Genomic DNA, 13,614 nt, shown 5'->3' on the forward strand with positions numbered 1-13,614 from the left:
TACATCCCTAATTCATATTGTAACCAGAGTCATCTTTGATTACGGTCTTAGTTGGAACTTCAAGTGCATTGTTAATCTTGTTAGATACACGTTGACGTTCCTTACGGCTTACAACTTCGATTTCCATTAAGCCAAACTTAACATTGTTGGTTTCTTTACTTACACCTTGCGCATGATCAGATTGAACATGGTTAGTAGCCTTACGGTAATCCATTCCGATCTTGTACATTTGATTCATAGTTAAGTCAGTTTGCATTTCATTTGAAATTGAATCTAAGAAATCTTTATTAAGCAAGGTTGCTGGTGAAATGGACTTCTTAAGTAATGCTTGCACTACCAAACGATCACGTTCTTGACGACCATAATCTTGCTTAGGGTCCCCATGACGAAGTTGCGCAAAGGCTAATGCGCCTTTACCATCTAAGTGGTAAGTTTTACCCTTAACGAAGTCATGCCCCATATTACTAAAGGTCAATGGTGAAGTTACATCAATTCCACCAACTTGGTTAATAGCCTTCTTAAGGCCACCCATATTGATCAAGATGTAACCATCAACTGGGATACTGTAATACTTATCGATTGTCTTAATAGTTTCTGAAACGCCGCCTAAAGTATAAGCAGAGTTCATCTTAGTAACACCATAAGACTTGAAGTCTGGAAAGATTACAGCCGAGTCACGTGGAATTGAAGTGATGTCAGTTGTATTCTTTTCAGGATTAATCGATAGCATCATCATGGTATCGGTTCTACCTTTCCAGTGACGACCCATCGCACCAGTATCAGTACCTAATAATAGGATATTAATAGGTTTCTTTTCATTTAATAGATTGTCTAATGTTCTACCTTTATTACTCTTAGTCTGCTTAGCAACCGGAGTATACATATTATCTGCAGTGTCGCGGAGATTCTTATATACCATTCCGCAAACAAAAACTCCAGCAACAACTAAAACGGCAATCACAATCCAGAAAACGCGCCAGAATTTCTTCCTTCTACGTTTACTTCTGTGATGGTGGTGATGTTGATGCTGGACTTGCTTTGGTTTGTTGTCTTCTGTCATACTTTCTCCCCAATTTTGTCATTTAACTCTTAACATTATATAACGATCTAAAGCTTTTTTATAGTCTTTATCGCAATTAAGCCGCTTACAAGTCGAAGAAACTAGCAATTTTATCATATTATCGCCATAAAATTCATTTACTTTTCTATTTTCAGCAAGTGTACTATAATTGATAGACTATAAAATTGAAAGTAGGTGAATGTATGATTGACAATCAACCAAAAAAGGTAAAAGCATTTATCGCTGGGGTAAATCTCAACGATCCAAACTTCGACTACTATATGACCGAGTTAGCTAACCTAACTGAGGCTAATAATATGAAAGTAGTTGGTCAAGCTCAGCAAAATCTCGAAAACATCGCCTCCGGAACATACTTCGGTGTCGGCAAGATCAACCAAATCAAAGCGATGGCCCAGGGATTAAAAGCCAAGGTCTTAGTCTTGAATGATGAACTAACACCAGTGCAGATTCGTAATCTTGAGAAGATGACTAAGCTGCGAGTAATTGACCGGACTGAATTAATTTTAGAGATCTTCGCAAGTCGTGCCCGTACTAAGCAAGCTAAGTTGCAAGTTCAACTCGCTCGCTTGCAATACGAACTTCCTCGACTTCACCCTTCAGAAAACAATCTGGACCAGCAACGTGGTGGTGGATTCGCCAACCGTGGTGCCGGTGAATCTAAACTAGAAATGAATCGCCGAACAATTGGTAAACAGATTTCTGCAATTAAGAAGGAGCTTAAGGCTGTCGAAAGCCAAGAAGAGATCAAGGCAAACCGTCGTAACCAAAGCCGCATCCCTAAAGTTGCACTCGTCGGTTACACCAACGCCGGAAAATCAACTACAATGAATGGCTTGCTCAAGGCTTTCTCAGATGAAAGTTCAGATAAACAAGTCTTCGTCAAAAACATGCTCTTCGCAACCCTTGATACCAGCGTGCGTCGAATCGACATGAAAAACAATTTCAGCTTCATATTGTCAGATACTGTTGGTTTTATTTCCAAGTTACCTCACAACTTAGTTGAGTCCTTCAAGGCAACCTTGCAAGAAGCAAAAGATGCCGACTTGCTCATCAACGTGGTAGATTCATCCGACCCTAACATGCTTCAAATGATCAGAACAACCCAAGAAGTGCTGAATGAAATTGGCGTTAAAGGAATTCCGATGATTACAGCCTACAACAAGGCCGATCAAACCGATCGTAATTATCCGCAAATCGAAGGAAATGATATTCTCTACTCAGCAGTTGACGACAAGTCGATCAAGATGCTCGCTGATTTAATTGTTAAGCGCGTATTCGCAAGTTATGACAAACTAAATTTAAAGCTTCCGTTATCTGATGTCAAGCTTCTTGCATATTTGCACGAGCGTGCTCAAGTAACTAGCGAAAACTATAAGTATGATGGTGTTTATGTCACTGCCAATATTGCACCAGATGATCTTTCCCGCTTTAAACAATATGAAATTTAAGAAAAAAGTTGTCAATTTATGACAACTTTTTTCTATGCAGTTATTTTTAGATTATTGAGTAATTCATGTTAAACTTAGTAGTAACGATTCAAACACAAAGAAGGACAACATGAAGATCAAACAAGCTTTTCTAACCTTAACTGCCAGCATCTTAATTGCTGGTGTCGGCGTGACCTCATCTCAACAAGTTAGCGCCGCAAAATATAGCAAGAGCGAATCACGGAGCGTGAAGAGCTTCCAAAAGAAATACCGCGCGCTTAACAAGAAGGTCTACGATCAGATTAATTTATATGAAACGGTGCCGGTTTTTACTGAAAAGTTCAACCCTGGTACGCTTGAGCCCGACTACATCAAGACTTCGATGAACTACATTAATTACTACCGCTCTTTGGTTGGTTTACCTAGCGAAGACAATCCTGAAAAAGACAACCTTGATGCACAGATTGGAGCTGGAACACTTGCCGCAATTAAGGCAGCTCCTGACTTAAATGCCCATGGCCTACTCAACTACAAGCGTCCTGAAATGATCAGCAAAACTGACTGGGAGACTGCCGAAGACGCAACGCTTGGTAATATTAATTTTTTAGAAGGTAACTCTTCTGCTAGTGCTGGCGAAATCGTAACTGATTTACTTCAAGACAAAAACAACTTAGCTGGCAGCGGTAATACTGGTCACCGTGCACTTTTATTATCAGCACGCGCAACCCATATGGGAATCGGGGCCGCTTATGGCGAGAACGGTATGCTCTATTCAGTTGAAAATGGTGTCTTCGCTGACGACATTCTTCGCGACCCGGCTAAGAGTGTAGTGACATATCCAAGCAAGCAGGTCTTTCCAATTGAACTTTTAAGTAATAATACCCCATGGTCCGCATATTTTTCTTCTAAAGAGATCAAGTCTACGCCTACGATCTACATTAAGGATCTGACGACCAAAAAAACTTACCGCGCAACTCGTGTTAAGAATTTTAAGAATGCGCATTATAGTGATGGCTACCGGACCGCGATTTCTTTCTACCCAGGCAAGACCAAACTGGTTAACACGCACAAGTATCAGGTTAAAATCGGAAGTTATTACAGTTATAGCTTTAGATTATTTAGACAAAAGTAACAAAAATCCCTAGTTAGATTGAATACTCTAACTAGGGATTTTTCTTTGTATTTCATTTTTAAAGCACACGCTTAGCAAGTGTTGGGTAGTAATATGAACTAATTGTTTGCAAAATAGTTCCTTGGTCAGGTGTTGCAGCATTAACATATTGGTTATTACCAATATAAATAGCTACGTGGTAAGGTGCATCAGTCGAACCCCAGAACAATAAGTCACCTGGTTGCAAACTATTCATTGAAACAGTTTGACCAACTTTACTTTGATCTTGACTAGTTCTTGGCAAGTTCACACCTGATTGAGCATAAACATATTGCACAAGACCAGAACAGTCAAATGAGTCAGGACCAACAGCACCCCAAACGTAAGGCTTACCAACTTCTTGTTTTGCCAAGTTAGTAATTGCAGTCTTCTTATCTGGAGCCTGGCTAACTGCACTAGTATTAATTGTTTGGGCAACAATCTTCTTGGCCTTTTGCACATTAGCTTTTTTCTTCTCAATCTTAGCTTGAGATTTTTCTTTTTTCTTTTGATCAGCCGTAACTTTAACAGTGGTCATCTTTTCTTTAGCTTTTTTAGCAATTGAAGAAACCTTCTTAGTTGATTTCTTTTGCGTATTTGCGTTAGCTTCTGGAGCTTCACTTGCTGCCTGATCAACATCAACAGTGTAACGAGCTTGGATCCATTCGTTATCACCAACCATGTACCAAAGATCACCATCTTTATCAACGGCAGTCTTCACAACATTCCATTCTGTACCGTCCTTGGCTCTAAAGCCCATAAAACGACCAGAATTATAGTTAGTGTAGATCTTTACCCCTTTACCAGGTAAGTATTTAATCTTAACTTTCTTAATTGCTGTTTTAAATGTTGTCGCATTTGCATTAACTGCTTTTAATGACGAAATAGCGCCTAAGCCGGTTACTGTGATAGCGGCTGCGGCACCCATTTTAAAAAATTTATGTTTCATCTATTCAATCCCCTTTGGTAGCGAAAACTATAAATGTACAGATCATCTAGTTTTGTACTTATAATATTTATTCTAACCACATTTTGACAAGATTTCTATTAATTCGGCAAAATTTCTTAAAAAAAGCTACCTAAATGCAATAAAAAACGGACCCGTAAAAACAGATCCGTCGTAATTTTCTATTAATTAACCAAGTACACGCTTAGCAAATTGTGGTCTAAAGTAAGTCATTGATTGGACAGTAACACTTTGACCAGGAGCTGGTGCGTGAACATACTTACCGTTACCTACGTAAATACCTACGTGGTAAGCACTACCTTCACCACCCCAGAATAACAAGTCACCTGGTTGAAGGTTGTTCATTGATACTGAAGTTCCTTGAGTAGATTGTGCTTGTGAAGTTCTTGGAAGTTTAACACCTGCTGCATTTTGGTAAACGTATTGAACTAAACCTGAGCAGTCAAATCCGTTAGTGCTAGTTCCGCCGTATACGTAAGGAATACCTTGTTGAGCCTTAGCTAAAGCAATGATACCTGAAGCATCCCCAGTAGCTTGAACAGACTTCTTAGCCTTCTTCACTTTCTTAACTGTATTAGTCTTAACCTTTTGATCAGCACTTACAGTGTACTTAGCCATGATCCATTGGCCTTCGCCAATTTCATACCATGTACGACCCTTAGCGTCAAATTCAGTATCAAGTACATTCCAAGTAGTACCGTGTTGGGCACGCTTACCAGTGAATTTACCATGGTTGTAGTTGTCCCAAATGTTAATTCCGTAGTTAGGAACGTAGTTGATCTTTACTTGTTGAGTAGCAGCCTTTACATGTGGTGCAACAGCGTTAGGTTTAACAGCGTTAACGGTTGCTAAACCCGCAATACTCAAAGCAGCAGCAGCGGTAGCTTTTACAAAATTATTTTTCAAATCCAAAATTAAGTCTCCCAGTTCTTTCTTACTTCTATATGTGGTAGTAAAAAAGTAAAATATTTACTACGATTTGTTATAAACTTTAACTTTTCTTAAAATAACTACATAATCTATAATACTCGCGCAGTATTACAAAACTGTTACAAAATGAATACTTGGATGTAAAAAAGGCCATGAAATCTATTATTTCATGGCCTTTTCTTTGTGCGGAATAAATTAAATTTTAAGTTCTAATCTAATATTATAATACACGCTTAGCTGCTGATGGGTAGAATGAAGCTAAAGTTTGTTCCTTAACTGTTTGACCAGGAGCTGGTGCGTGAACGAACTTACCGTTACCTACGTAAATACCTACGTGGTAGTTACCCCAGAATAATAAGTCACCCTTCTTAAGCTTCTTCAATGAAACTGACTTACCAGTTGCAATTTGTGAGTAAGTAGTTCTTGGTAAAATTTTACCAACAGCATTTTTGTAAACGTATGAAGTTAAACCTGAACAGTCAAATCCTGAAGGACCGGTTGCACCGTAAATGTAAGGTTTACCAATTTGCTTCTTAACAAGCTTTACAACCTTGTTACGCTTTTGCTTAGTAGTGCTTGCTTGAACAACTTCGTCAGCCTTAACTGATGAAGGCATAACTGCGGCTGCTGCTGAAGCTCCAGTAAGGAAAATAGATACGGCTGCTGCTAACTTAACAATACTACGTTTAAAACTCAAAAGTAATTCTCTCCTTAAACTTGTCCTAATTTCGACTATAATATTTGTCGTTTGTCATTCAACGGTTTATATAATACCTACTGAATGTTACACGTTTGTTTCAAAAAAACTACCAAGTGATTAAGAAAAACGATTAATTTTGAATTTTTTTGTAAAAAAGCGAATCTCAATCCTTTCGAAGGCCCGTTATAATCGCATTGAGACGCTGTGCAGTATTTTCCCATGAATCATTTAGCAAAACATGAGCGTAAGGCTTTAAATCGTAAGATAACTGATTTAATTCACTGCCGCTAAGACGTTCTTTAACGCTCTGAATGCTGTCACCGCGCCGAATGAGGCGTTCTTTTAACTCTTCAATACTAGAAGCTGTGACATATAAGAAATAAACTTGGTCACCCAATTGTTTCAAATAAGATTTCACACCCTGAATATCAACTATTAATGAAACAAGGTCATTATTTTTCCAAGCTTCATCAAGGGCTTCCCGACTTGAGCCGTACTGATAAGAGCCATATTTAACATGTTCAAAGAAGTGCAGTTTTGCAAATGTATCATCATTTTCAAAGTAATAACTCTCCTTATCTACTTCGCCCTCTCGCATTGGACGAGTCGTATGAGTAATGACCCGCGGAATGTCATATTTTCTTTTTAAATATTCTGAAATAGTCGTCTTGCCAGCACCGCTTGGACCAGCAATCAAAATAATTCTCTTCATTGAAAGTAACTTCCCTTGTATATTTCATTACATTTATACTTGTAAATTCATTACGTTTATAATAGTATTCTACTATTGTATTAAAAATGGGAAGGAAGAGAAAGTCACAATGAAAAAAGCTGATGTAAAAGAGGGCGCAATTTTAGCTGGTAAGTCAGAAGAAGAATTGAAGAAACCATTCCAAGGTAAAGTTGAAAAAATTTACGAAAATTCAGCACTTTTATCAATTACTTCATATGATCCGATTGACGAGACTGCAATAAGTGACTTAAACCACAAGATTGTTGTTAATTTTAAGAACTTGAAGCCTGCTCGCGCTGCTAAGGGCAGCAAGGTTGCAGCAATCAATGAAGTTAAAGTTGAAAAGGTAAAGGGCGATGCTCCTAAGCCAGCTGAAGACAAAAAAGATAAGAAAGATAAAAAATAATTCATAAATCTTCGCAGGGGTCTTGCATCCCTGCTATTTTTTTGCCTAAAATCAAAGAGTCAAATTAATTTTCGGGAGTATTATATGAAAGAAAAAACAAGAAAGTTTCTATTCTGGTTTATCATCATCCAGCCATTTCTTGACCTTTACTGGTTTTACAATGGTAAATTGGCTGATGTTTTACCATTTACTTTACCAACCATTATCCGCATCTTGGCAATTATTGTCATCGCTGGTATGTTCTATAGTCAAAGGCAAAATTGGCAAAAACTTGGCCGTGATAAGTGGCTGATTGCTTATTTAGTCTTATTAGTTGTTTATTCAATCGTCCACCTCTGGCACGTAAAAAATTTCACCAGTGTTAATCCAAATGACTACAACTATTCAACTGTCAGTGAAATTTTTTATCTAATTAGAATGGCCTTGCCACTTGTAACAATCTATTTCACTAGGCAGCTGCAATTTACCAAAGAAGAGTTTAAGACCGTCATCATGAGTCTATCTGGCCTCTTCTCAGTTACCATCGTTTTCAGCAATCTATTCATTATTTCGCTGCGCTCATATGGGGATGGCTTCATTTCTGCTAATATATTTGAATGGTTCTTCAATCCAAATATTGGCTACTCGCACATGGCATCCAAAGGTTTTTTCAACTTCTCCAACATGGTATCAGCCGTCTTATTCATGCTGCTGCCATTAATGTTGCATTTTTTATTTGAAAAGTTTGACTGGAAAATTGCAACTTTAGTGGCCTTTCAAGCCTTAGCAATGATCGAAATTGGTACTAAGGTAGCCGCAATTGGATTACTTGGCGGAATCATCATCGGAATTTTAGCCTTTGCCGTTCATGCCTTTTTAATCAAAAATGTCAAAAAGAACCTGAAAGCATTAATCTTCGCCGTAATTGTTGAAGCAGCTGCCTTAGCGATCCTGCCATTTGGTCCAGCTATTCAGCGCTACAACTATGAAGCATATCTTGCTCGCGTGTCTGACCACGATTTAACTAATGAAAGCCGTGAGCTTAATGCTGGCTTAGCTAAATATCCAAGTGGTAAAAAGCGTGCTGACTTCTTACGTGGTTTCATCAAGAAAAATTACCATGCTTATGCCTTAAATAAGAAATTCGTCTTCAAGAGCTATCCTTATCAATATGATCCAGAGTTCTGGCTTGGCGTTATGAAGGAGCCTGGCGAAATGCGGATGCAAAATCGCCATTTAGAAGAAGCGATGTTAACTAAAGTAAGAGATACTAATAACAATCCACTTGATAAATATTTGGGAATTTCTTACACACGTGAAACTAACATCTTCAACTTAGAGCGAGATTTCACTTCCCAGATCTTCTCTCTTGGCTGGATCGGTATGCTTCTTTTCATCGGACCTTACGTGGTAATTCTTTTATATGGAATTTGGAAATGGTTCGCGCGCAAAGAAGTTCGAACTTATCTAGTTAGTTCATTATTGATTTCACTGGCTTTCATGATCTTCGCTGCCTTTTCATCAGGTAACGTGATGGACTTCTTAACAGCCAGTTTCATCTTGGCATTTGTAGAAGGAAATCTATTAATTCAAATTAAATCTAAGCATTAAAAAAAGCCCCTTTTGGGGCTTTTTTATTTTTCAGTCTTAATAAAACTATCATCCGGAATTCTAATCAAATAGTAGCGAGTTGCAATTCTATTAGCGTGAAGGCCAATTCCGTTTTGCCAATTATTCTTATATTTCGCAGTATAGATGGCAACATAAGCACGTTGATACTTCTTATCCATCTTATTAAGCATCTTCTTCTCATATGGAATTCTAGCGGCATTTACGTCATTAGCCGTGTTGCCATAAGCAACTGAAGCATAATTGCCTGAAACAGTTGTCTTAGAACCTGCACGGTAGTATGTGTAAGTTTGCGTACCATTCTTCCGAGTTGCAGCATTAATTTTCACATAAGTTGAATTACCAGCACCAGTATTCATAACCAAAGGCTCATACTTCACAGTCGAAGTGATTCTGCTTGAATCATTTAAGTCTGGATTATCAAAAATACCTTGACCTAGTACCCAACCTGCAGCAAGCAAGAAAATTGCAACTTCTACAACCGTAATTGTAAAATTTTTCCAAGTAAAATGCTTATGATCCTTAACGATCATCTTAATGCGGCGGGTGCGGATATTCTGAATAATAATGATTAAATATAAAATGATAACAACCCAAATTAGGATTCCCAGCAAGTTCCAGCTCATATTAAAGTCCTCCATTTTTCGTATTACATATTATATGATTATTTTTTAGTCCTATCAATTGACTATCTCCTTTAAATGTATGAAAATAAGGCTGATAGATAGAGTTTTAGGTAAAAATATGGTAGCTATAGCATTTTATTCAATTACAGGTCAAACTAAAAAATTTGTCTTAAAGACTGGATTAGAAGCACACGAAATTACCGATGATTTTCCCAAACATGAAATGAAGGGCGAATATATCTTAATCACTCCTTCTTACCAGGATTTCATGATGGATTCTTTAGTTGATTTTTTAAATTATAAAGACAACAAGAAAAAATTGGTTGGCATTATCGGTTGTGGTAATCGAAACTTCAACGACTTATTTGCCCAAACGGCGAAGAAATTATCAGTCACATTGGATGTGCCGATATTATATTTGCTAGAATTTAGTGGTACAAATACAGATGTCAAAAATGTCAGAAATATTGTTAACGAACTTTCTGAAGGTGAAAATACTGAAGAAGTAGAAAAACCAAAAGAAATGGACGGAAAGATTAGTTTTTTGAGTGATTACAGGTAAAAATGACGAAAAAATACGAAGCAATTAATTGGAATAAAATTGAAAATCGAGTCGATTATTCTGCTTGGTCCCGCTTAAGCGATTTTATTTGGGAACCGGAGCGAATCCCAGTTAATGAAGATAAGGCTGAATTTGATAAATTAGACGAAAGGTATCAAGAAACATTCTTGCGAGCACTTGGTTCGTTAGCTTTTCTATCCACCATCCAAGTTAAAATTGGTGATAGTTCAGTTAAGATGGACGCTGCAACGCCACAAGAAATTTCTGTTTTTGGTGCATTGAATTATCTTGAAGCAATTGCCAATAAAGGTTACAGCAATGCAATTAAAGCACTTGCTCCTGAAAAGGCTGATTCATATATTGAATGGGCTAATGAACAACGTAATCTGCAAGACGTGGCCGATTTATTAACACAGATCTATCAACGAGGTACTGCTTGGCAAAAGAAGATTGCTCTTTCATTTACTGAAATGGCAATCTACCATGTTGGATTTTACGGTCCATTATATTTATTTGGTCAAGGTAAGCACTTATCACGTTCTATTGAACTACTTAAGTACGCTATTAGATCAACTTCATTCAATGCCATGTATCCAGGCGTAAAGTTCCGATTAGAACTTGAAGATATGTCAGAAGAAAAGCAAAAAGAAATCAAATTCTGGGTTTACACTTTCACTGAAAGAATTGAAAAGTTAATGCGCGGAGTAATTAACGAATTATATGGTTATTCCGATAGTAAAGACGATGCACTTCACTATTTCCGCTACACTTTGAACAAGAACTTACTGAACTTGGGTTACCCAACTGTCTACCCAGATAGTAACGATGACTTAAGTACTGAAATTCAACAAGGTGTGATTAAGAGTGCGAACTTCGAAAGTTTCTTCTTCTACAATAATTCGAACCCATTGACTGATTTTCATGAAATTAAAGATAAAGATTAACAAAAAGCCGCTAGCTAATTGCTAGTGGCTATTTCTTTGTCTTCTTTTCTGTTTTTGTAGCAGTTTTCTTTTCATCTTTGCTATCTGACTTTTTATACTCTCTAATTACTTGAAGCTTTTCAATAATCGCATCAACTAATAATTCAGTATACTTATCAGGATCTGCAAGAATTTCTTCCTCAGTAGCTAATTGATCGATCCTGAATTTAGAAACATTAATATAATCCGAGCGGGTTTCAAAGTAAACATTTACAGGATACTCTTCCCCTTCTTCAAAGAAGTTAGAGATCTTCTTGTAATTACTATAAGGTAAGTTGATAATATCGACCTCAAGTGCAAAGGTTGCTGGCCTTTGACCGGCTACTGCAAGCTGAGTTTGAATCAAAGAATCATGCTTCAAAGCTGCAACTACTTCCTTCACCATCTTCTCGGCATAAGTCCGAAGCTTAGTCTTAGACTTGCTAATGTCTGCGTATTTAACTGTTTCAAGATCTTGAATATAATCTTCATTTTCTATTTTTTCGGTTAAGTCTTTTAAATTAATTTTCAAAACAAATTGTCCTTCGCTTAAAAATTGTCTTTACCTAATTACAATAACGAATTTGACGACTAAATACAATCATAAGGATAAATTTTTAGCACAAAAGTCATTTTCCATGATTAAATAGTAGACATGACTAAGAAAAAATTTTTAAGCAAAAAACAAAAACGTTGGCTAATTCCGGTTATAGTTATCATCGCTATCATTGGAATCCTAAATTTAAAGCCAGTTAAAAATCAAATTGAATGGCTGATGACTAAGCCCGAGCAAAAGTTAAATGTTCCCTTGGAAAATCAGTGGCCGGAACTGCCAAACGGTTGTGAGGTCACATCCCTATCAATGCTGCTAAATTATTACGGCATCAAAACCAATAAAATGGAACTGGCGCAAAAAATTAAACACGTCAGTTCCTTCAGTGACGATGGACAATATCGCGGCAATCCGCATATCGGCTTCGTCGGCTATATGAGTCAAGCAAATGCTGGTTGGTGCGTTTATAACGAGCCGCTCTATAATGTCGCTAGACTTTACACTAATCGAATTCGAAACGCTACTGGAGATGATTTTGACCAGCTTATCTATCTAGTTTCCTCAGGTCATCCGGTAATGATTATTACTACTCTTAAATTTAGGCCAGTTAACGACATGCAAACTTGGCAAACCAAACAAGGTAAGGTTAAGGTAACTCCATCGTCCCACGCCTGCGTGATTACCGGCTATAATAAGGCCAAGGATCTTGTTTATGTTAATGATCCATATGGCTATAAAAATCGCCCTGTATCCTGGAAAAACGTCGAAGCCAGTTATAAGCAACAAGGTAAGCAAGCATTATACATTCAATAAGTAACAAAAAAGAGGTATCAATTGATACCTCTTTTTTGTTAATAGAAATATTAAAGCATTTGTCTGAATTGCTAGTTGAAATTAACTTACCACTGTTCAACCTTGCTTGGAAAGCATTCTTCCATTGCGTTGATAGTGATAGTTTTAGGTGCAAGGTATAAATCGTGTAATTAACTCCAAAGCAGCAGTTTCAAACAGTTTAAATACCTCTTTCTTAAATAGTCCTTATTCTCTTGACATTATATATAATAACACCAGTTATTTTTAATACAAGTATTTTTTGCACCTTTTTCTGGCTGGTATTCCTGTTAAAAGCGCATTATATTGAGTTTTATCAGGCCTTATCTTTTCTTAAAAAAGTTTTTGAAAATAAAATAAAAACAGTTTTATATAGCAAAAAGAATCAAGCGAATTTATCGCTTGATTCTTTTTCATTAACTCCTTTAAAGAATAATATTAATTAATTTTCGCGTCTTCTAATAGCCAAACCTAAGATACCTAAGCCAATTGCTAAGAGGCCAGCAATTGCTAAATTATTCTTTTGGTCACCGGTTTGTGGTAAAGTATTTTCTTTCTTTTGGTTATTGTTTGTTACTTGTGCATGATGACTTATTGTAGCAAGCTTAGTTGCATGTACTGGAGCAGTTACTTTAGGGCTAGTCTTCTTCTCTGCACTTTTTTGGTTATCTGTGTTCTTCTTAATTGAGTGAGGCGCAACTGTATCTTCATTAGTGGCTGGTTCACTTGGAACATTATTGTTATCAGTTGGAGTTTCCGGTTCTTGTGGAAGAGGAGCAACTGGACTTTCTGGTTGAGTTTCAGAATCATCAGGATTAGAGATAGGACCAGTATATTTTGGAAGATCAGGTTGAGTCAAAGGAGTACCAGCAACACCACCTTGGAATTCAGGTTTATCCGGTTGTGTCAATGGAATTCCAGCAACGCCACCTTGGAATTCAGGTTTATCTGGTTGTGTTAATGGAATACCAGCAACGCCACCTTGGAATTCAGGTTTATCTGGTTGTGTCAATGGAATTCCAGCAACGCCACCTTGGAATTCAGGTTTATCTGGTTGTGTTAATGGAATACCAGCAAC

Annotated in this window: 15 protein-coding genes; 7 read left to right on the top strand and 8 right to left on the bottom strand. The window is 37.3% G+C overall.

Translation table 11 applies throughout. The features are described 5' to 3' along the window. Window positions 1-7: 7 nt before the first annotated feature. Window positions 8-1,060 carry an LCP family protein gene (locus tag NFR82_RS04545; protein ID WP_251717101.1) on the bottom strand — a complete coding sequence of 351 codons (1,053 nt, stop codon included), beginning with the start codon at window positions 1,058-1,060 and terminating at the stop codon, window positions 8-10. 203 nt (window positions 1,061-1,263) lie between these two features. Between NFR82_RS04545 and hflX the strand changes: the two genes are divergently transcribed. Beyond that, window positions 1,264-2,529: a GTPase HflX gene (hflX, locus tag NFR82_RS04550; RefSeq protein WP_251717102.1), complete on the top strand. Its 1,266-nt coding sequence runs from the start codon at window positions 1,264-1,266 to the stop codon at window positions 2,527-2,529. A 109-nt stretch (window positions 2,530-2,638) separates the two neighbouring features. After that, the gene (locus NFR82_RS04555) at window positions 2,639-3,640 is read left to right on the top strand and encodes a CAP domain-containing protein (RefSeq protein WP_251717103.1); all 1,002 of its coding nucleotides are present in this window, start codon (window positions 2,639-2,641) and stop codon (window positions 3,638-3,640) included. 58 nt (window positions 3,641-3,698) lie between these two features. Here NFR82_RS04555 and NFR82_RS04560 read toward each other — a convergent pair whose 3' ends face one another. The 4 genes from NFR82_RS04560 to NFR82_RS04575 form a co-directional block, all read right to left on the bottom strand. Continuing rightward, window positions 3,699-4,607: a C40 family peptidase gene (locus NFR82_RS04560; RefSeq protein ID WP_251717104.1), complete on the bottom strand. Its 909-nt coding sequence runs from the start codon at window positions 4,605-4,607 to the stop codon at window positions 3,699-3,701. Window positions 4,608-4,793: 186 nt separating this feature from the next. Then, window positions 4,794-5,537: a C40 family peptidase gene (locus tag NFR82_RS04565; RefSeq protein WP_251717105.1), complete on the bottom strand. Its 744-nt coding sequence runs from the start codon at window positions 5,535-5,537 to the stop codon at window positions 4,794-4,796. Between the two features lie 238 nt (window positions 5,538-5,775). After that, window positions 5,776-6,252, bottom strand: a complete 477-nt coding sequence (locus NFR82_RS04570) for a C40 family peptidase (RefSeq protein WP_251717106.1) — start codon at window positions 6,250-6,252, stop codon at window positions 5,776-5,778. A gap of 166 nt (window positions 6,253-6,418) precedes the next feature. Beyond that, a complete protein-coding gene (locus NFR82_RS04575; RefSeq protein WP_251717107.1) occupies window positions 6,419-6,967 on the bottom strand; it encodes a guanylate kinase in 549 nt (182 codons plus the stop codon). A gap of 109 nt (window positions 6,968-7,076) precedes the next feature. Here NFR82_RS04575 and NFR82_RS04580 point away from each other — a divergent pair, with 109 nt between their 5' ends. Further along, window positions 7,077-7,394, top strand: coding sequence for a DUF2187 domain-containing protein (locus NFR82_RS04580; RefSeq protein ID WP_251717108.1), 318 nt, complete (start codon window positions 7,077-7,079; stop codon window positions 7,392-7,394). Window positions 7,395-7,478: 84 nt separating this feature from the next. After that, a complete protein-coding gene (locus NFR82_RS04585; RefSeq protein ID WP_251717109.1) occupies window positions 7,479-8,984 on the top strand; it encodes an O-antigen ligase family protein in 1,506 nt (501 codons plus the stop codon). Window positions 8,985-9,007: 23 nt separating this feature from the next. Here the strand turns inward: NFR82_RS04585 and NFR82_RS04590 are convergent, their stop codons facing one another. Beyond that, on the bottom strand, window positions 9,008-9,628 hold the full coding sequence (locus tag NFR82_RS04590; RefSeq protein ID WP_251717110.1) for an LVIS_2131 family protein: 621 nt from the start codon (window positions 9,626-9,628) through the stop codon (window positions 9,008-9,010). A 118-nt stretch (window positions 9,629-9,746) separates the two neighbouring features. Here NFR82_RS04590 and nrdI point away from each other — a divergent pair, with 118 nt between their 5' ends. Next, window positions 9,747-10,190 carry a class Ib ribonucleoside-diphosphate reductase assembly flavoprotein NrdI gene (gene nrdI / locus NFR82_RS04595; RefSeq protein ID WP_251717111.1) on the top strand — a complete coding sequence of 148 codons (444 nt, stop codon included), beginning with the start codon at window positions 9,747-9,749 and terminating at the stop codon, window positions 10,188-10,190. A 2-nt stretch (window positions 10,191-10,192) separates the two neighbouring features. Beyond that, on the top strand, window positions 10,193-11,134 hold the full coding sequence (locus tag NFR82_RS04600; RefSeq protein WP_251717112.1) for a ribonucleotide-diphosphate reductase subunit beta: 942 nt from the start codon (window positions 10,193-10,195) through the stop codon (window positions 11,132-11,134). A 28-nt stretch (window positions 11,135-11,162) separates the two neighbouring features. On the opposite strand, the gene NFR82_RS04605 is transcribed toward NFR82_RS04600, so the two are convergent. Then, window positions 11,163-11,684 (bottom strand): hypothetical protein, encoded by a 522-nt coding sequence (locus tag NFR82_RS04605; RefSeq protein ID WP_251717113.1) that lies wholly within the window; start codon window positions 11,682-11,684, stop codon window positions 11,163-11,165. A gap of 243 nt (window positions 11,685-11,927) precedes the next feature. On the opposite strand from NFR82_RS04605, the gene NFR82_RS04610 reads away from it, so the two are divergent. Beyond that, on the top strand, window positions 11,928-12,518 hold the full coding sequence (locus NFR82_RS04610) for a C39 family peptidase (protein WP_420908742.1): 591 nt from the start codon (window positions 11,928-11,930) through the stop codon (window positions 12,516-12,518). 460 nt (window positions 12,519-12,978) lie between these two features. On the opposite strand, the gene NFR82_RS04615 is transcribed toward NFR82_RS04610, so the two are convergent. After that, on the bottom strand, window positions 12,979-13,614 hold a 636-nt coding region (locus tag NFR82_RS04615), incomplete at its 5' end, for an LPXTG cell wall anchor domain-containing protein (protein ID WP_251717115.1).

This window comes from Lactobacillus agrestimuris (assembly GCF_943193025.1).
In the GTDB taxonomy this organism is placed as follows: domain Bacteria; phylum Bacillota; class Bacilli; order Lactobacillales; family Lactobacillaceae; genus Lactobacillus; species Lactobacillus agrestimuris.